Source organism: Micromonospora olivasterospora (genome assembly GCF_007830265.1).
In the GTDB taxonomy this organism is placed as follows: domain Bacteria; phylum Actinomycetota; class Actinomycetes; order Mycobacteriales; family Micromonosporaceae; genus Micromonospora; species Micromonospora olivasterospora.
On the sequence record NZ_VLKE01000001.1, the window covers coordinates 5,099,047 to 5,117,826 of the forward strand.

Below are 18,780 nucleotides of genomic sequence, written 5' to 3' on the forward strand. Positions count from 1 at the left end.
CTGCCGATCGGGCAGAAACGGACGCGCCGACCGCGCCTCGGGGCGTCGGTGGGCGGCGGCGCGCGCCCGCGGGAGCAGCCATGATCCGCCGGCCCGGGCGGCGCGCGTGTCGACCCGGACGACAGGCCGATCACTGTGGACTGTGGTGGTAAGAAGGAGCCGAATCAAGGCCCCTCAGGAGATCATCGTGAATCGTCCCCATCTTTCGCGCCGGTCGCTGCTGGCGACCGGTGGCGCCGCCGTCGTCGCTCTCGGCGCGGGCGTCGCCGCCCGCCCGGCCGTCGCCGCCGGGGCCGAGCCGCCCGCGGTCACCCCGGCCGAGGCGCTGCGCCGCCTGCTGCACGGCAACCACCGGCCGCGGCCGGCGGCCCGCCCGGGCAGTGCCGGGCGGGCCGCCGGCCGCCTCGGCGGGGGCTCGTCGGGTGAACGGGCGCGATGTGACAGCATCGGGGCCGGCGACGCGACAGACTGGCCCGTCGACGCGGGATCTGGAGGATGGGATGCCCGACAGCGAACGTGAGGCCGAACTTCTCCTCATGGAACGTCGGCTGCAGGCGGCGCAACGGGCCGGGGACGTGGCCGCGCTGGACCGGCTGCTCGACGACCACCTCATCGCGATCGGTCCCGACGGCGCGAGGTTCGGCAAGCAGGACGACCTGACCGCCTACCGCACCGGGAGTTCGATCATCGACAGCCTCGTCGAGGAGGACCTGGAGCTGATCGTCGAGGGGACGACCGGCGTGACGTTCTTCCTCGGCCGGGTGGAGGGACGGTTCGGCGGCTCGCCGTTCGGGGCGAGGCTGCGGTACACGCGGACGTGGATCCACGACGACGAGCGCGGCTGGCGCGTACTCGCGGCGCAGATCAGCGTGGCCTGATCCGCCGGGTGCGGCGCGAGCGCACGCCGCGGGCGCCCGAGGGTGCGAGGATGCCGGGCGGGCCGTCGTGGTCCGGCATCGGAGCCCGCGTTCAGCCCGCCCGGCAGTTTATGGACGAGGGTCGATATCACGGATACTCTGCTCCGTCACCTGGACTGCAAGATATGCGTCTGTGTTTCGCAGGTGGCTGTGTCCAAGACTCATGCCCGGGGACGGGCCGGTGCGGTGGCGCTGGCCGCGGCGTTCGTCCTGGCCGTTCCCGCGATCGCCGCCGCGGTGCACTTCGCGCTGCGGCAGAACAACGCGTACGTGGCGATGCACGGCCACAACCTCGGCAAGTGGGTCATCATGCCGGGCGGCGGCACCTACCAGGGGTACGCGCTGCACGGCTCCACGCAGGTCAACGTCGGCGGGGCGCTGTACAACCACGGGGCGGTCGGGCTGAACCAGGCCGTCATCGACTCCAACGGCGGCGGTTCGGTCAACCGGCGCACCGGCCCCGGGCACGGGCTACGCGGTCGCCGGCTCGGTCGCCGACGGCGCCACCGTGACGGTCGCCTGCTCGGCCAACGGCACCACGCACACCGGCCGGTGGGGCACCACCTCGCTGTGGAACCGGCTGACCGACGGCACCTGGGTCACCGACGCCTACACGTGGACCGGCGCCTCGGGCCCGATCAACGGCTGGTGCTGACAACCGTGCGGGCCGGCTTCCGGCCCGACCGTCGACCGGCCGGCGCGGGCCGCACCCGCGCCAGCCGGTCCGGCGGGCCGGCGGGCTGCCCCGATCAGGACGGTCCGGGGCTCGGCGGCCGGGGCAGCCGCCATGTCCCGACCAGGGCATCGCCGGCGACGCCGTTGTCCGACACCGCCGGCGCGGCGGCCACGCCGAGTCCCTGCAGGACCGCCAGCACGATCAGGATCCACTCGTTGGTGTCGAGCCCGCCGAGGATCACCGTGGCGAGGACCTGGAGCGCGGCCAGCAGCGCGGCCACGGCCGACTTGGCCCACGGATACTCCGGGGCGAGCGGCACCAGGTACACGCCGACGGCGCTGACCGCGGCGATCGCGACGGCCACCCACTCCTCGGGGTCGAGGTGGTTGTCGCCGGAGAGCTTGGCGTACAGGACGGTGAGGACGAAGAACACGGCCGACGCGATGGCCTTGCCGTACCTCGTGGCGAACGGCTTCATGGCTGCCTCCCAGTGCGGGGATGTCGGGGTCTACGGGGAGTCGGGGTGGTGGGTGGGCGCGCGCTCGTCCTCCTCGGCGACCGCCAGCCGGATCCGGTGCACCGTCGCGTGTGGCGCCAGGATGACGCCGCGCCACCGTTCCAGCGTTCGCGTCAGTTCCCAGACCGTGGCGCGTAGCTGCTGGATCTCGCGTTGGGACGCGGCCATTCGCTCCCTGACCTCCAGGGCCTCGGCCTCCAGTTCGGACACCCGGGAGCGCAGCGGCTGCACCAGCGTCAGCGCCACCTCGGTCAGCGCGCCGGCGGCGTCCGTCCGGAGCTTGCGCCGTTGCACGAGAACGGTGGCGAGCACGCTCAACCCCCCGGCGCCGCCGAGCAGGCCGAGCGCGGAGATCAGGATCTGCGCCCACTGCGGAGAGCCGGGCGCCTGTTCGGTGATCATGGTCGTGGCGCGGGCCGGATCGGTGGGAGGCAGTGCGCCGGGCCGGCGGCGGGGGCCGTTCGCCCGCGGCCACGGCTCCCCTCCCTGGTGCTCCCCATGGCGCTCTCCCCTCTGTCGCCATGCGGTGCGGGCGTCGACCGGCGACGGCCCTGTCGCGACCGCCGACCGTCGCGGCGGCGGCAGGGACGCCGCTCGGCAGGCCTGCGGGGGCCGGCCCGCTGGTTCAAACATATACCCATGTCAAAGGGGTTTCGGCCGGCCGAAGGGCGGGCGCGCCCGGCGCGCGGTCGGTTTGCTTGTCGCGTTCGCGACAGAACGGCGTCCCCCGGCCGTGACCGGTTTCGTCGGCGGCAATCCCGCACGCGGGTGACTGCCCGGCCCGGGGGTTCGTGACAGGCTTGGGCGCATGGTGACGGAGGAACGATCACAGGAAGCGCGTTCGGTGCGCGGTGGGGGCCGCTCCGGGAGATCCGGGTGCGTCGCCCCTCCGGATTCGAGGTCGAGCTGGGTGTCGTGCCGGTGAGCTGGGCGGACATCGACCCGGTCGACCCGGGCACCCGCCGGGTCGTCAGTGACGGGCACCGCGTCGTGCACGACCCGGCAGGTGTGCTGGCCGCGCTGTCCGCGGCGTGCCGCACGGTGAACGAGGCACCCGCGGGACGCGGGACACCGGGAGACGCACGCTGGTGACGCCGGTCCGCGCGGGCTTTCCCCGGGCGGAGCGCGGCTACTGCCGCGCCCGGGCGAGCTTGGGCGCGCTCGTCGCGTACTCCCAGAACGCGGTCAGCTGCTGAGCCTGTCGCGACCGGGGCCGAAAGGCGGGGCAGCGGCCGCCCTTCGGCCCCTTCCCGCCCCGGCCGGCGACCCGATGGATGATCTTGCCTCGATCCGATCGGCGGGACGGGGTTGGATGCCAAGGTGACGCGGCCCACCGGGGGGACCGGATTCCGTGTCGTTCAGTCGGTTTCTGGCACTGGACTATCCACAGAGAGAGGCGGTTCCCTACGGTGACCTCCGGCACGCCGGCGGGTGACGTTGCCGGGGTCGACCCGGCACGCGATGCGGGCGTTTTACAGGGGGTTGACTAGATGCGTTATCGGAGCCGCGCCGCCGCGGGTCTGGTTGCCGCGGCTGTCATGTTGACAGGCCAACCGGCGGCCGCAGCCACGGTGGCGGGCACGTCCGCCAGCACTACCGCGCGCCTCGTCGTGGCGGCCCAGGCCGTCCCGGGGCACAGCGGGCTGGTTTCCAGCACGCCGCGCAACGACGTACCGAGGATCACCGACGGTGAGATCACGGACATCGAGGTGATCGGCAGCCGGGTCTTCGTCGCTGGCTCCTTCACGTCGATCGCCAACGTCGGCGAGACGCCGCTCGCGCAGCCGTCACTGGCCTCGTACAACATCGACACCGGCAGGATCGACACGAGCTTCCGGCCGACGTTCGACGGCTCCGTCGAGGCCGTCGAGGCCTCGCCGGACGGCTCGGCCCTGTACGTCGCGGGCTCGTTCAACACCGTCGGCGGTCTCACGAAGCGCAAGGTCGCCCGGCTCGACCCGGTCACCGGCGCGCCGAGCGCGGCGTTCACCGCCCAGGGCAACGGCCGCGGGACCGCGCTGGCCGTGAGCAACACCGCGGTGTACGTGGGCGGCCAGTTCACGAAGATCAACGGCGTGAACCGCCCCGCCCTGGCCGCGCTCAACCCGACCACGGGCGCGGTGGACAGCGGATTCAACCTGCCCCTGTCCGGCGGCATCGGCGTCGGCGGCATGCTCACCGTGCAGCAGCTCAAGCTGACCCACGACGGCAGCAAGCTGCTGGTCGTCCACACCGGTCGGCAGATCGCCGGCCAGGACCGGTACGGCGTCGGTCTCGTCGACACCGCCACGAAGGCCCTCCTGCCGTGGCGCACGCGCCTGTGGGAGGACAACCTCTCCTTCGTCGGCGGGATCCAGCGGGTCTTTGCCGGTGACATCGCCCCGGACGACTCGTACTTCGTCGTCACCAGCGGCTCGGGCGGCGACCGTCCGCCGATCAACGACACGGCGATGGCCTTCCCGGTGGCCGGCGGCGACCACGTCGAGCCGATCTGGGTGTCGCGCCACTTCGACAGCGTCTACTCCGTCGCCATCACGGAGGCCGCGGTGTACGTCGGCGGCCACTTCAGCTGGCAGGAGTCGCCGACCTCCAACGTCCCGTGGCCGGGGCTCGACAACGTCGGGTACGGCACGGGCCAGGGGCTGAGCGGCTACGGCCTCGGCGACCAGGTGGTCCGCCGTGACCACATCGGCGCGCTCGACCCGGCGACGGGCACGGCGCTGGAGTGGAACCCGGGCTCCAGCTCGTACGAGGGGGACAAGGCCATGCTGGCCACCCCGCGGGGCCTCCTCGTCGGCGGCGACGGCAACACCAAGGGCGGCCTGTCGGTCGGCCGGGTCGGGTTCTTCGGGCTCGCCCCGGCGACGCCCTCGCCGGTCGACACGGCGATCGTCACGCCCATCGAGGGGACGGTCAAGCAGGCCAACGCGCCGTTCACGATCGAGGGCCAGGCGACCTCCCCGGCCGGCGTCAAGAAGGTCGGCATCGAGATCCAGGACCGCAACTCCCGGAAGTGGCTGCAGGACGACCTCGTGACGTGGGGCTCCGCCAAGAGCATCAACGTCACGGTCGACACCGTGAACGCGACCTCGACCTCCTGGTCGCTCACCCTGTCGTTGCCCGTCGGCGAGTACCAGCTCCAGGCCAAGACCTTCGGCCGGGACGGCGTCGACGACACCACGAAGGCCATCAAGAAGATCGAGACCTTCAGCTTCGACGACCTGCCGCCGGCCACGAAGATCACCTCGCCGGGCACGGGCCTGGTCGCCGCCCTGAGCTTCGTCGCCACCGGCACCGCCAGCGACGACAAGGGCGTCACCGCGATGACGTACTCGTTCCGCCGGTCCGACAACCAGTACCTGCAGGACGACGGGACGGTCGCCCCGGTCTACAACACGTTCCGCGGCGAGCCGGACGTCATCGGCGCGACGTCGACCACCTGGCAGTACCAGGTGACCCTGCCCACCGAGGGCGACTGGAAGATGACCGCCACCGCCATCGACAACGCCGGTCAGAGCGACCTGCGCGGCGACAGCCGGGACTGGATCGTCTCGGCGACCGGCGTCCCGCCCACGGTGGCCATCAGCACCCCGGTGCCGATGACCCCGCCCGCCCTCCCCGCGACCCTCACCGTCGCGCCCGGCGGCACGCTCACCTTCTCCGGCACCGCCAGCGACGACGGCACCCTCAAGTCGGTCGAGGTCTACCTGCGCAACAACAGCACCCGCGAGGCGCTGGCCGCCGACGGCACGTGGGGCGTCGACGCGGTCGCGGCCCTCTACCGGATCTCGCCGGTGAACCTCAACGCGCCGTCGTACAACTGGTCCTACACGACCGTGCCGCTCACGCCCGGTGTGTACGACTTCGCGGTACGGGCCACCGACAACCTGGGCCTGAGCACGTCGACGGCCAACATGGGTCGGCTCGTCGTCACCGCCCAGGTGCCCGGCGACGCCTTCCCGAACGGCCTGCTGAACTTCACCGGCGTCGACCAGAACATCGACCAGCTGCACCTCGACCTGGCCGGCACCGCGACCGACGACAAGGGCGTGCAGGCCGTGAGGGTGGCGCTGCGCGACCTGGACACCGGCCGGTACGTGCAGCCCAACGGCACCATGGCGGCGAACTTCGCCACGGTGAACGCGACGCTCGCCTCGCCCGGCGCGACGAGCACCACGTTCACCCTCTCGATCGACCTGCCGACCAAGGGCGAGTACAGCGTCGAGGCGTGGGCGGTCGACACGGCCGGCCAGCAGGACGGCTCGACCGTCGGCGCCACCGCCAAGTACCTCGTGTACCCGGGCGACCTCGACCCGCGGCAGGAGCTGAGCCTCCTCGTGCCCAAGAACGGCGACGTCTACACCGAGTCGAGGATCGTGGTCAGCGGCCGGGCCGTGGACGACGTCGGGATGGCCAAGGTGGAGATCCAGATCATCGACAGCACGGGTAAGGGGATGAACGCCTCCGGTGCGTTCGTCTCGGGCACCGTGCCGTGGATCCCGACCTTCCTCACCAGCCCGGGCTCGCCGGGGTCGAACTTCGCGTACACGTCACCGGTGGTCCCGGCGGGTGCCTACACCGTCGTGATCCGGGCGGTCGACAACTACGGGCAGCTGCAACAGCCGCCGACGACGGTTTCCGTGACCGTCAGCTAGACCGAAAGTACGGCGGCCCCCGCCCGGTCCGAAATGGCTTCGGACCGAGCGGGGGCCGCTTCATTCAGCGCGGATCAGGACACGTTGAGCGCGGTGTCGTCGATGACGAACGAGGTCTGCAGCGAGGAGTCCTCCACGCCGTACCAGCGCAGCCGGATCGTCTGCCCGGCGTACGCGGCCAGGCTGAACGACTTCTGGCTGTAGCCCGTCGCCTTGTTCAGGTTCGAGTAGGTGGCCAGGGTGCCCAGCACGGTCGAGCCGGTCGAGTTGAGCACCTCGACCCGCAGCGTGTCGTACGCGGTGGTCGTGGTGGACTCGGCGCTGTCGACGTGCAGCCAGAAGCTGAACGTGTAGCTGCTGCACCCGGAGGGCAGCGTCACGTTCTGGTACAGGTAGTCGGTGTGGCTGACGCCGTACCCGTTCAGCCAGGCGTTCCAGGTGCCGCTACGCGTCGGCTGGCCGCTGGCGCCGTGCTGGCCGATCACCCCGGAGGTCTGCGTCCAGCCGGTGGCGCCGGACTCGAAGCCCGGGTTGGTGAGCTTCTGGCCGGGGCTGCCACACGAGCCGCCGGAGCCGACGGTCAGGGTGTACGTCGCGGTGCGGGTCACCGAGCCGGTGCCGGTGACGGTGACGGTGTAGGTGCCCGCCGGGGTGGACGCGGACTCCGCCATCACCGGGGACGATAGCCGGCGGGCGCACTACTGCTGCCAACCAGCCGTCCCGAGCATCATGTTGATGGTCTGTGCCAGCGCGAAGAACAGCCAGAGGAAGGACCAGTACTGCACCGGGATCGAGAAAAAGGTGTGCGTGTTGTGATACTTGTCGGGGCCGTCGGAACTCCGGTTCATGAGGCGTCCGACATACCAGGTCGCGATGCCTGCCACGACGAAACCAAACGGCACCCCGGGATAGCCCAGAAGTTGGTAGCCCACGGCGACTGCGATGGCGGGAAACACGAGAGCCACAATTCCGCCGCCGGTCCACCACACAGCGCACCCCCCCCGTAACGCGGCAAAAGTCTGATTGGTCACCATAGCTTCCGCCTCTGCGCTGGGGTAGTCAACGTCAACCCAGGCTGATCATGTGCCTGTGAGACACGGTCAGTGCGGGTAGTGAGCCAGGATGTCGACGACCGGCAGGAGCGTGGAACGGTGCGTCAGCGAGGCGGAGCGCCCGCGTCCCCAGCAACCAGGAACGCCGTAGATCCCCGACGTCCGCCGAGGACCCGTCGATTGTGGACGGGAGTCAGCCGGCCGGCTCGATCTCCTTCGCCAGGTCTATGAAGCCTTGCCAGCTCGATGGGGTGAAGGTCAGCGGTGATCGACGACCAGGGTCAGGTAGCGTGGCCCTTGCCGTAGGCAACCTCGTCGATGCCGATCCGTTTGAGTCCGGCCAGTCGATCGGCGCCGGCGGCGGCGTCGACGGCCCGGCCGACGATAGCGACCACGCTGCGCCAGGCGATGCGCAGCAGCCCGGTCACCGCCGACGCGGACGTGCGCGCGGCCAGCCACGCCGCGGTGTCCTCGAACGCCGTGGTGAACCGGGCACCGTGACGCGCCCACGGCACCGCGATCACCGTCGGCCCGTGCTCGGCACAGTCGACCCGAGGCACGGCGGCCTCGATGACCACCCGCAGCGTGCCGAAGTCCAGGTGCCGCCACCACCGCCTGCCCCAGCCGCGGTCGTACCACGGCGCGCGAGCCCGGCAGCGCCCGCAGCGACGCGCCGCGCCCTTGCGCGGCCGGGCAGAGATCACCAAGACCTCACCGTCGGTGTCGTCATCGAGGCGCACACCCTCGACGGCGGCCCGTTCCAGCCCTGCCTGTCGATGCAATACTCTGGTCAAACGCACGCCGTTTCCTGATCTTCAGTTCCTGACCTTCGACAAGCCAGAAACCTGGACGGGACACGGCGTGCCCTGTCGATCAGGGCGTCAACCCACCCACGAGAACATCACAAGAGCCCAAAATACCGGATCTGTCTTGCCGACGCCGAAAGCGGAAGTCCGCTCCGGGGCGGGGAAGGAGCGTTGCGCTGTTGGCTGCCGCCGCTTTTTCGACTGTTGAGCTCAGTGAGAGTTCGTTGCGGGCTTTGGAAGCGTTCACTGGGATGAGGGTGTCCCGGGCGAGGTTGCCGTTGTTGTGGGATGACATCGGCACGCTGGAGATGCTGGCGTATCGGGTGCGTACGGTGCTGGGTCCGTTGCTGGAGCAGACGGTCAGGGCGGTCCGGGCGGCGGGGGAGGGTGAGGCCTTCGACCGGTTCGTGGCGCAGACCGTTCCGTTCGTGGGGAAGATGGCCGAGACGGCCGATCTGATGCTCGCCGTGGTGGAGGCGGAGAAGAAGTTCTTCCTGGAGACGGAGACCGGCAAGCGTACGACGGTGGCGATGTTCTCCTTCATGCAGGCCGAGTTCGCCGCCGCCGCCGCGATGTGGTTCTGGAATCCCGTGGGGGCGATGGCGCACCTGGCGGAGGCGCGGACGGTCATCCAGGTGGTCCTGCGTTCGGCGTTGGTGCGGTCGGCGGCGAGTGGCACGGCGATGCAGATGTTGTTCATGCCGGGTTCTGCCTTGTTGGCGCAGGTGTCGATGATGACCGATGGTTTGCAGTCGGGGGTGAACTGGTCGGCGGTCGGTAAGCAGGCGGCGTACGCGGGGGCGGTGGCGTTGCTGAGCACGGTGGGCGGGCCGGCGTTGGGCAAGGCCGCTGGCGCGGTCGCCGCCGCGGTCGGCAAACTCGGCCTGTCGGACAGCACCAGGATGCTGTTGACCGATCTGTTGACGCGGCCGGTGTTGGAGACCGGCACGGAGGGGCTGTTCGGTATCGGTGCCAGCCTGATGGTCGATGGGTACTACGACACCGGCAATCTCGGTGCCGATCTTCTGTCCGGGGCGCTGTCGGGGGCGGGCGGGGCGGCCGCGAGCGGCCTCGGGCTCGTCGTGAGGCGCGCCATGAATGGGCCCCGGGTTCAGATGCCTCGTATCGACCTCACGCCCGACGGGAAGCCGGTCATGCCGGTGGCGCCGCCACCGGTTGGTGGAGACACATTCACGGGGTACCGGGCTGGGGTCGATGATCCGAAGGCTGTGGGTGCCGGCGGGCAGGCCCCGCCGTCCACCCCGCCGCCGCCGCTGCCGGGGTTGAACCTGCCCGCGCCGAAGCTGCTGCACCTGCCCGCGCCGCGCCTGGACCTGTCGGTGCCGTCGTGGTCGGTGCCGTCGTGGTCGGTGCCGAGCCTGTCGGTGCCGGCTGCGCCGGTGCCGGCGTGGGTTGTGGCAGCGGGTGGGCCGGTGGTGGAGCGGTGGTATCGGTTCCAGCAGGATCTGGTGGATCGTTACGGTGGGTTGCTGGCCGGGGTGGCTCGGGCGGGCGAGAGCATGGCCGCGCTCGCCGTGCCGGTCGAGGGGGTTTTCGCCGGGTGGGTCGAGGCCCGGCGGGGTGATCGGGTTGTTGCGGGTTTCCTGTCCGCGGTCGGTCTGCCCGCTGCCGCGCTGACCGAGGGATTTTTGACGGGTGTTCGGCAGCGGGCGGTGGCCCGGATGGCCGAGGCGTTGGCGTTCCCGGGTGGGCAGGTCCCGGCCGAGGTACGGGCGCAGCAGATCGTCGCCGGGCTGCCGGCGGAGTTCGACCGGCAGGCGCTGCGCGCGATTGCGCACCTGGCCGTTCAACACCACATCGACCGGTACCTCGCCGCCGGCCTACCCACAGGCCCCGGCACGCCGGCAGGCGCTGGCACGTCGTCGGGCGCGGGCGTGCCGTCCGCCGCCGCGGTCGAGGTGGTCGAGAGGGAAACGCGGAACTGGGTGGACCGAAGCCTCGATGCGATCCTCGGCACCTCCGCGCTGCCCGCAGTGCTGCCCGCAGTGCTGCCCGCTGTGCTGCCCGCTGTGGTGGCCGGTCCCGACGCCGCGCGGGTCAGTGCCGTGGCGGACGTGGTCCGGCAGGTGGTCACCGACCTGCCCGCCCGTTTCTCGGCTGCGACCATTGCCGATATCACCGCACCGCACGTCAGCCCGTTCCCGGCGGACGCCCCGGTAAGCTGGCGTACCGGCGCGCCGGCAGTGTCGGTGACTGTCGAGCAGCACACCGCAGCCGCGGCCAGCCTGGCAGAAAAGCAGTTCACCGCCCTGGCCCACCGCTACGGTGTCGACCCGGCCGGTCACGACACCCTCGCCGAACTGTTCCGAGGGGACTGGGTGGATGGATACCATCAGGTGCTCACGCAGGCCGACGGCAGCACGCCCGGCATGCCGGGCACTCCGGACACGGCCAGCGCCCGCAGTACGGAGCCGGGCGGCGCTGCCTTCCGCGTTGACGCCACGCCGATCTACGCCAGCGACACGACCCCGGTCAGTGACGTGTCTGCCGCAAGCGATGGGGTGTTCGGCCCCGATCTCGGCTCCAGGGACACGGATTCGACCGGTTTCGGGGACTCGGGTTCGATCAGTGGTGTGTCGGTGCTGGACGAACCGGTCGGTGCCGGCTCTGGCGGTCTCGGCGAGCCGGCCGTCGCGGCTACCGGGTCGGCCGGGCAACGAATCCACGAGCTCGCCAGCGGCGGCTACGGCCGTGCCAGCGACGCTCAGCTGCGCCGCCTCGCCGCGGACCTCGGTATCCAGACGGCGTCGCCGGACGGGGTCCTGCCCCGACTGTTCGAGGTGTCCAGGGACATCGTCATGGCGGACACGTTCAGCGGGGTGTACTTCGCAGACCCGGCGGCGGCGGATCCGGACGCGGCGGCGGCGGACCGCACGGCGGCGCGGGCGCTGCCGCGGGTGCGGGGATGGTTCACCATCGCCGGGCACCGGAACCTGGCCGAGCGGCTGGCCGACGATCCGGTGCGCCAGGCCTTGTTCCTCCGGATGCTCACCGCCTCGCCCGCCTGGCGACACGCCGTCGCGCAGGCGCGGCAGCGCGGCGGCGACGCACCCGACATCATGCTGGTCTGGTGCGACGCGGCATGGCAGGCACCGGGACAGGCCACCTCCTTCGGTGAATGGCTGCGTACCCGGCTGCGCGCCCGGCGGCTGATGTCGTCCACGCACGAGGTGGACCAGATACCCGGCGAGTTGCGGCCACACGTGGACGAGCCGGTGCGGTCGGTGTTGTTCTCGGACGCCTCGGTGGAGTTGTTCGGACCGGATCTCGTGGAGGCGGTACGGACCGCGGACATCATCGACAACGGCCAGGAACCCGGCGTCCGCTGGCCGGACCAGGAGGACTTCGCCGCCGCTGGCGGCCGGCACCGGTGGGCCGGCAACACCTCCCACGGGCAGTCACCCGATCCAGCGCAAGACGGCCACCCGTCTGCTCCTGGCCCGGCGTCCGCGGCCCAGTGGATGCGGGGCCCGTCGCGGGATCCAAAGGCGGAATTGCCGGTGCCGGGCCCTGCCCTCGGACCGGACCACCCGCAGGGTGAGGACCTGTCCTGGCTGGACGACTGGGATACGCTGCCGATGTCCGGGCTGGCACCTGCCTCGCCGGCGGACACGGGGCTGCCCGGGCCGCTGGACGACTGGGATGCGCTGCCGATGTCCGGGCTGGCACCTGCCTCGCCGGCGGACACGGGGCTGCCCTGGCTGCCCTGGCCGCTGGACGACCCGGACGCCCCCAGCGCGTCGGCCTGGACGGCAGGGCCGGCCGCGTCGGCCTGGACGGCGGGGTGGACGGAACCGGGGTGGCCGGATCCCGACATTGATGTGACCACCCACGGTGCTGCGATGTCCACCGACCCCAGCCAGCCGCGCGATCAGGCCGGCGACGGCAGCGGGAACCTCGGCGACTGGGCCACCTGGCAGGGGCCGGACATGGACTGGCAACCATCCCCCGCGCCCTCCCCGGCGGTGACCCGCACCGACGCCGGCACTGTCCACGCCGGCGACACCCCCCATCACCCGGCCGACGAGCCACCCACCACCCCCGCCTCGCTGCACCCCGACCAACCCCAACCCACTGCGGGCAGCCAGTGGGTGCGCAACCAGGATGATGCCCAGACGCTGTTCAACCAGCACGCCGACCACATCGCCACCACAACACAGCAGCAGGAACAGCTGCCGAAGCTGTGGAACGCCCTGATCAACCATATGGGCGCCGACGGGATCATCACCGTCACCGAGTCAGCCCTCGCCGCAGCGACATCCACACCGCGGCAGACGGTGCATTACCGGATCGGGGTATTACGCGACAGTGGTCTGCTGCAGCTGGTCCACGAAGCACGCCGTGGTGTGGCGGCGCGGTACAGGGTGAGCGATCCGGGTCAGCCGCCTCGGCCGGCGGGAGCGCCCCGGCCACGGCCCCGGCAAGCACCGTTGCCGGCCCTTCCCGCGGGCAGCCAGTGGGTGCGCAACCGGGATGAGGCCGAGAGGCTGTTCGACCAGCACGCCGACCACATCGCCACCACAACGCAGCAGCGGGTGGATCAGCTGCTGAAGTTGTGGAACGCCCTGATCGACCGGATGGACGACAACGGGATCATCACCGCCAGCGAGCCAGCCCTCGCCGCGGAGACATCCACACTGCAGCCGACGGTGCATCGCCGGATCGTGGCATTGCGCGACCGTGGTCTGCTGCAGCTGGTCCAGGAAAGTCGCGGTCACGGGGCGGCGCGGTACAGGGTGAGCGATCCGGGTCAGCCCCGGCAAGCATCGTTGCCGGCCCCTCCCGAGGGCAGCCAGTGGGTGCGCGACCCGGACGGGGCCCGGAGGCTGTTCGACCAGCACGCCGACCACATCGCCACCACAACACGGCAGCGGGTGGATCAGCTGCTGAAGTTGTGGAACGTCCTGATCGACCGCATGGACGGCGACGGGATCATCACCGCCACCGAGCGAGCCCTCGCCGCGGAGACATCCACACCGCGGCAGACGGTGCATAACCGGATCGGGGCATTGCACGACCGTGGTCTGCTGCAGCTGGTCCAGGAAGCACACGGTGGCGGGGCGGCGCGGTACAGGGTGAGCGATCCGGGTCGGCCTGGGCAAGCATCGGTGCCGGGCCCTGCCCCCGAACCGGACCGCCGCCCGCAGGGTAGTGAGGACCTGTCCTGGCTGGACCACGGGGATACGTCGCCGATGTCCGGGCTGGTACCTGCCCCGCTGGCGGGCACGAGCCTGCCCGGGCTGCTGGGCGACCCGGACGCCCCCACCGCGTCGTCCTGGCAGGCGGGGCGGACGGAACCGGGGTGGCCGGATCTCGGCATTGATGTGACCGCCCACGGTGCTGGGATGTCCACCGATCCCGGCCAGTCGCGCGATCAGGCCGGCGACGGCAGCGGGAACCTCGGCGACTGGGCCACCTGGCAGGGGGACCCAGCCCTCGATCCGTTTGATCCGCTCCATCCGGCGTGGGTCGGCCCGCCCACGGCCATGGACACGGAACCCGGCCCCGGGCCGCAACCGATGGATCCGACCTGGCCGCAGGCCCCGACCGACCCGACATCGTGGTCGCCGCCCAGCGGCGACCAGCCCAGCCAGTCCCCAGGGCCTCAGTCGATCCCGCCCGGACCGGGCGTACAGGATCCGGCACCTCAGTCGCCGATGTCCGGGCTGGTACCTGCCCCGCTGGCGGGCACGGGGCTGCCCGGGCTGCCCGGGCTGCTGGGCGACCCGGACGCCCCCACCGCGTCGTCCTGGCAGGCGGGGTGGACGGAACCGGGGTGGCCGGATCTCGGCATTGATGTGACCGCCCACGGTGCTGGGATGTCCACCGATGCCGGCCAGCCGCGCATCGACGATCAGGCCGGCGAGGGCAGCGGGAACCCCAGCGACTGGGCCACCTTGCAGGGGCCGGACATGGACTGGCAACCATCCCCAGCGGTGACCCGCACCGACGCCGGCACTCTCCACGCCGGCGACACCCCCCATCACCCGGCCGACGAGCCACCCACCACCGCCCCACTGCACCCCGACCAACCCCAACCCCAACCCACCGCGGACAGCCAGTGGGTGCGCACCCCGGATGATGCCCGGGCGCTGTTCGACCAGCACGCCGACATCGCCACCACAACGCAGCAGCGGGAACAGCTGCCGAAGTTGTGGGACGCCCTGATCGACCGGATGGACGGCGACGGGATCATCACCGCCAGCGAGCCAGCCCTCGCCAAGGCGACAGTCATACCGCAGCGGACGGTGCATAAACGGATCGTGGCATTGCGCGACCGTGGTCTGCTGCAGCTGGTCCAGGAAGCATACGGTGGCGGGGCGGCGCGGTACAGGGTGAGCGATCCGGGTCAGCCCCGGCAAGCATCGTTGCCGGCCCCTCCCGAGGGCAGCCAGTGGGTACGCGACCGGGATGAGGCCGAGAGGCTGTTCGACCAGCACGCCGACCACATCGCCACCACAACACGGCAGCGGGTGGATCAGCTGCCGAAGTTGTGGAACGCCCTGATCGACCGGATGGACGGCGACGGGATCATCACCGCCAGCGAGCCAGCCATCGCCGCGGCGACATCCATACCGGCGTCGACGGTGCATAACCGGATCGTGGCATTGCGCGACTATGGTCTGCTGCAACTGGTCCAGGAAGCATACGGTGGCGGGGCGGCGCGGTACAGGGTGAGCGATCCGGGTCAGCCTGGGCAAGCATCGGTGCCGAGCCCTGCCCCCGAACCGGACCGCCGCCCGCAGGGTAGTGAGGACCTCACTGCGGGCAGCCGGTGGGTGCGCGACCGGGATGAGGCCGAGAGGCTGTTCGAGCAGCACGTCGGCCACATCGCCACCACAACGCAGCAACGGGAACAGCTGCCGAAGTTGTGGAACGCCCTGATCGACCGTATGGACGACGACGGGATCATCACCGCCAGCGAGCCAGCCATCGCCGCGGCGACATCCATACCGCGGACGACAGTGCATGACCGGATCGGGGCATTGCGCGACCGTGGTCTGCTGCAGTTGGTCCAGGAAGGTGACGGTGGCGGGGCGGCGCGGTACGGGGTGAGCGATCCGGGTGAGCCCCGGCAAGCATCGTTGCCGGCCCTTCCCGAGGGCAGCCAGTGGGTACGCAACCGGAATGATGCCCAGACGCTGTTCGACCAGCACGTCGGCCACATCGCCACCAGAAAACGGCAGCGGGATCAGCTGCCGAAGTTGTGGGACGCCCTGATCGACCGGATGGACGGCGACGGGATCATCACCGCCAGCGAGCCAGCCATCGCCGCGGCGACATCCATACCGCCGTCGACGGTGCATAACCGGATCGTGGCATTGCGCGACCGTGGTCTGCTGCAGCTGGTCCAGGAAGCACACGGTGGCGGGGCGGCGCGGTACAGGGTGACCGATCCGGGTCGGCCTGGGCAAGCATTGGTGCCGGGCCCTGCCCCCGAACCGGACCGCCGCCCGCAGGGTAGTGAGGACCTGTCCTGGCTGGACCACGGGGATACGTTGGCACCTGCCCCGCTGGCGGGCACGAGCCTGCCCGGGCTACCCGGGCCGCTGGACGCCCCGGACGCCCCACCGGGTCGTCCTGGCAGGCGGGGTGGACGGACGGACCCGGGGTGGCCCGATCCCGACATTGACCCCGGCCAGTCGCGCATCGACGATCAGGCCGGCGACGGCGGGAACCCCGGGGCCTGGGCCACCTGGCAGGGGCCGGACATGAGGTTTTCCTAACGCTCATGCACCGGGGATCATTGACGATTTGGTGCGCGATAGCTGACCGACCCCGCCTTGATCACGGAAAGGGCCGTGCGGGACGATCGTGATTGTGACGTCAGGATGGGCCCGCACGGCCTTGTCTCATCGTATCTGCACGGGGATTCCTCGCCGACGGCTGGCCAAGCTGATCGTCGAGTTGGCCGACCCATGGACCACGCAGCAGGAGTCAAGGCTGCGCGAACGCCGTGGTCGTGACCGCATCCGCGCTGCCGGCGCCGGCCCCGACCACGACCTGACCTTCACCGACCGGGTCATCGCCACCCTGGTCGTGCTGCGCTTCCAACTCCCGCACGCCGCCCTGGCCCTGTTCTACAACGTCGACCGCGCCACCATCACCCGAGCGGTGGACGAGATCCGTCCACTGCCGGCCGCTCGTGGGTTCGCGGTGCCCGGCATGCCCGGCGTACGGCTGCGCACCCTGGCCGACGTGTTCGCCTACGCCGCCGCGCAGGGCGTCGAGTTGCAAAGGCGCGCGGTGGGCGCTGCGCAAGAACCCGGGTCGGCTGTCCGACACGCAGAAGGCGACCCTCGCCTCGATCCAGGCCACCAACCGGCCCCTGTACAGGGCGTATCTGCTCAAGGAACAGTTCCGCGAACTTATCAAGATCAAGGGTGAGGACGGCAAGCTGCTACTGGCCGCCTGGTTGCGATGGGCCGCCCGGTCGAAGATCCCCGCAATGGCGAAGGTCGCGAAGAAGATCCGCCGCCACCTACCCGAGCTACACAACACCCTCGACAGCGGACTGTCCAACGCGCGGGTCGAGGCGACCAACACCCACCTGCGCGTCCTGACCCGACGCGCCTACGGCTACCACAGCCCCGACGCGCTCATCGCCATCGCCGACCTCACCCGAGGCGGCCTATGCCCACCCCTACCCGGCCGATGATCAACCACCGCCACCCACAGAACTAGCAGGAGAGCCCGATTTTTGGAGTCGCGGACGAGGACGACGCCGGGCAGGTTGTCGGCCACCTCGACGCAGTCACCCCGTTGTTGCCGCCTTTTGTGCTCTTGCGCCACTGCGCGTCACTCAGGTCTATGACCGTGCCATCCTCCCGTCAGGTCCAGACCCGTGGGCCCTCCGTTGATTGGGGGCTATGGATTTAAGGGTTCAGCCGAGCGGGCCGATCTTCTTCGCCAGGTCGACGAAGCCGCGCCAGCTCGCGGGGGTGAAGGTCAGCGCTCCGCCGTCTCGGTTCTTGGAGTCGCGGACGAGGACGACGCCGGGCAGGTTGTCGGCCACCTCGACGCAGTCGCCCTGGTTGTTCCCGCTTTTCGTGCTCTTGCGCCACCGGGCGTCACTCAGGTCCATGATCGTGCCGCTTCTTTCAGAAGGTCCAGGGAGCGCCCTCGGGGGAGGGACTCGCCGCGGATGCGTTCCCAGCGTCGCTCTAGGGTAGCAATGCCGGCCGGCTGCTCGAAGATCTGCGCCGTCATCTGACTGTCCACGTACGCTACGCGCGCCCCGTCGGGCATCTCCGCGATGGTGAACGGCCCGCCGAGGCCCGGGTACATGCCGACATCGGACGGCACGATGTGTATCTGAACGGCGGGGAGCTGCGCACACTCGACGAGAAAGTCGAGTTGCTCAGCCATGAGGGCCCGGTTACCGTACGCGCTCCGGCGCAAAACCCCTTCATCGATCACTGCGATGTAAAGGGGCCCGCCCTGGCGGCGCAGAATGGCATGCCTGGCGTTGCGAGCTGACGCCACTTCGTCGACGCGTTCCGGTGACAGGCCTTCACCTTCGACCGTCGCCCGCGCATACGCCTCGGTCTGGAGGATGCCCGGCACCCACGCGAGTTGGAAGGCCCGCAGGCTGACGGCCTCGCGTTCGATCTCCATCCACGGGCGGAACCAGCCGGGCTCGCGTCGCTTCAGCAGGTCCGGCCAGAGGTCGGAGATTTCACGTTCGAGGAGCGCTGCGACCTTCGCCCGGTGCCGAGACTGCGGGACGTGTCCCGGATTTGCCCAGCGGGCAGCCGTTTTGGGGTCTACCCCTACCTGCTCTGCAAGACTCTCGGCGGTGTGGCCGGTGGCGACCATGGCTTCGGCGACAGCTCGGTTCATCCCGAATCTCCTGTGGAATGTCCAACTTGGCTGACTCTCAAACTGCTACGCGGTGTGTTTGTATCACAACCCTCGGCAAAGTGGGTCCCCAGGACGGCGTGGCCGGTGGAGGAGGCATCATCCCGGCGGTCGCGTCCTGTCACCGGGGGCCGCCGTGGTTTTCCCGCCGATGGCACGGCGGCCCCTCTCCAATCGACAGGGAGGGGAACCAATGGGAGGGCGTCACCGCTTCCGGCGTGGCCGGCACTGTGCGCCGCGCGACGTACGCCGGGACGAGCGCAGGCCGACACCGA

At 70.6% G+C, this 18,780-nt stretch carries 14 protein-coding genes and 2 pseudogenes; 8 read left to right on the forward strand and 8 right to left on the reverse strand.

Annotation, left to right across the window (positions count from 1 at the left end):
• Window positions 1-187: 187 nt before the first annotated feature.
• From JD77_RS32950 to JD77_RS32955, 3 genes are all read left to right on the forward strand, one after another.
• On the forward strand, window positions 188-520 hold the full coding sequence (locus JD77_RS32950; protein WP_211372639.1) for a hypothetical protein: 333 nt from the start codon (window positions 188-190) through the stop codon (window positions 518-520).
• On the forward strand, window positions 501-878 hold the full coding sequence (locus tag JD77_RS23485; protein ID WP_145776206.1) for a nuclear transport factor 2 family protein: 378 nt from the start codon (window positions 501-503) through the stop codon (window positions 876-878). The genes JD77_RS32950 and JD77_RS23485 overlap by 20 nt, the downstream gene beginning before the upstream one ends.
• 547 nt (window positions 879-1,425) lie before the next feature.
• Window positions 1,426-1,572: a hypothetical protein gene (locus JD77_RS32955; protein ID WP_211372640.1), complete on the forward strand. Its 147-nt coding sequence runs from the start codon at window positions 1,426-1,428 to the stop codon at window positions 1,570-1,572.
• A 94-nt stretch (window positions 1,573-1,666) separates the two neighbouring features.
• Here the strand turns inward: JD77_RS32955 and JD77_RS23495 are convergent, their stop codons facing one another.
• Both JD77_RS23495 and JD77_RS23500 read right to left on the reverse strand, forming a co-directional pair.
• Window positions 1,667-2,071 carry a hypothetical protein gene (locus JD77_RS23495; RefSeq protein ID WP_145776207.1) on the reverse strand — a complete coding sequence of 135 codons (405 nt, stop codon included), beginning with the start codon at window positions 2,069-2,071 and terminating at the stop codon, window positions 1,667-1,669.
• A gap of 30 nt (window positions 2,072-2,101) precedes the next feature.
• Window positions 2,102-2,512 carry a hypothetical protein gene (locus JD77_RS23500; protein WP_145776208.1) on the reverse strand — a complete coding sequence of 137 codons (411 nt, stop codon included), beginning with the start codon at window positions 2,510-2,512 and terminating at the stop codon, window positions 2,102-2,104.
• A 444-nt stretch (window positions 2,513-2,956) separates the two neighbouring features.
• Here JD77_RS23500 and JD77_RS23505 point away from each other — a divergent pair.
• Window positions 2,957-3,202, forward strand: a pseudogene (locus JD77_RS23505) (nucleotidyltransferase domain-containing protein); the annotation flags it as partial.
• A 518-nt stretch (window positions 3,203-3,720) separates the two neighbouring features.
• Window positions 3,721-6,765: an Ig-like domain-containing protein gene (locus tag JD77_RS23510; RefSeq protein ID WP_246140868.1), complete on the forward strand. Its 3,045-nt coding sequence runs from the start codon at window positions 3,721-3,723 to the stop codon at window positions 6,763-6,765.
• Window positions 6,766-6,839: 74 nt separating this feature from the next.
• Here JD77_RS23510 and JD77_RS23515 read toward each other — a convergent pair whose 3' ends face one another.
• The 3 genes from JD77_RS23515 to JD77_RS23525 form a co-directional block, all read right to left on the reverse strand.
• Entirely contained in the window at window positions 6,840-7,436 is a 597-nt protein-coding gene (locus JD77_RS23515) for a M6 family metallopeptidase (RefSeq protein ID WP_342799661.1), read from the reverse strand.
• 27 nt (window positions 7,437-7,463) lie between these two features.
• Window positions 7,464-7,799, reverse strand: a complete 336-nt coding sequence (locus JD77_RS23520; protein WP_145776210.1) for a hypothetical protein — start codon at window positions 7,797-7,799, stop codon at window positions 7,464-7,466.
• Window positions 7,800-8,098: 299 nt separating this feature from the next.
• Window positions 8,099-8,617, reverse strand: coding sequence for a transposase family protein (locus JD77_RS23525; RefSeq protein ID WP_145776211.1), 519 nt, complete (start codon window positions 8,615-8,617; stop codon window positions 8,099-8,101).
• A gap of 257 nt (window positions 8,618-8,874) precedes the next feature.
• On the opposite strand from JD77_RS23525, the gene JD77_RS23530 reads away from it, so the two are divergent.
• The 3 genes from JD77_RS23530 to JD77_RS33995 all read left to right on the forward strand — a co-directional run bounded on the left by JD77_RS23530 (window position 8,875) and on the right by JD77_RS33995 (window position 17,303).
• Window positions 8,875-16,371 carry a helix-turn-helix domain-containing protein gene (locus JD77_RS23530; RefSeq protein ID WP_145776212.1) on the forward strand — a complete coding sequence of 2,499 codons (7,497 nt, stop codon included), beginning with the start codon at window positions 8,875-8,877 and terminating at the stop codon, window positions 16,369-16,371.
• A 121-nt stretch (window positions 16,372-16,492) separates the two neighbouring features.
• Entirely contained in the window at window positions 16,493-17,032 is a 540-nt protein-coding gene (locus JD77_RS23535) for a transposase family protein (RefSeq protein WP_211372641.1), read from the forward strand.
• Window positions 16,920-17,303, forward strand: coding sequence for a transposase (locus JD77_RS33995; RefSeq protein ID WP_246141336.1), 384 nt, complete (start codon window positions 16,920-16,922; stop codon window positions 17,301-17,303). The genes JD77_RS23535 and JD77_RS33995 overlap by 113 nt, the downstream gene beginning before the upstream one ends.
• On the opposite strand, the pseudogene JD77_RS35605 reads toward JD77_RS33995, so the two are convergent.
• The 3 genes and pseudogenes from JD77_RS35605 to JD77_RS23555 all read right to left on the reverse strand — a co-directional run bounded on the left by JD77_RS35605 (window position 17,225) and on the right by JD77_RS23555 (window position 18,487).
• Window positions 17,225-17,457 (reverse strand): annotated as a pseudogene (locus JD77_RS35605) (DUF397 domain-containing protein). The gene JD77_RS33995 and the pseudogene JD77_RS35605 sit on opposite strands and share 79 nt — an antisense overlap.
• A gap of 71 nt (window positions 17,458-17,528) precedes the next feature.
• Window positions 17,529-17,729, reverse strand: coding sequence for a DUF397 domain-containing protein (locus tag JD77_RS23550; protein ID WP_145776214.1), 201 nt, complete (start codon window positions 17,727-17,729; stop codon window positions 17,529-17,531).
• Window positions 17,720-18,487 carry a DUF5753 domain-containing protein gene (locus JD77_RS23555; RefSeq protein ID WP_145776215.1) on the reverse strand — a complete coding sequence of 256 codons (768 nt, stop codon included), beginning with the start codon at window positions 18,485-18,487 and terminating at the stop codon, window positions 17,720-17,722. The genes JD77_RS23550 and JD77_RS23555 overlap by 10 nt, the downstream gene beginning before the upstream one ends.
• Between the last annotated feature and the right edge of the window lie 293 nt (window positions 18,488-18,780).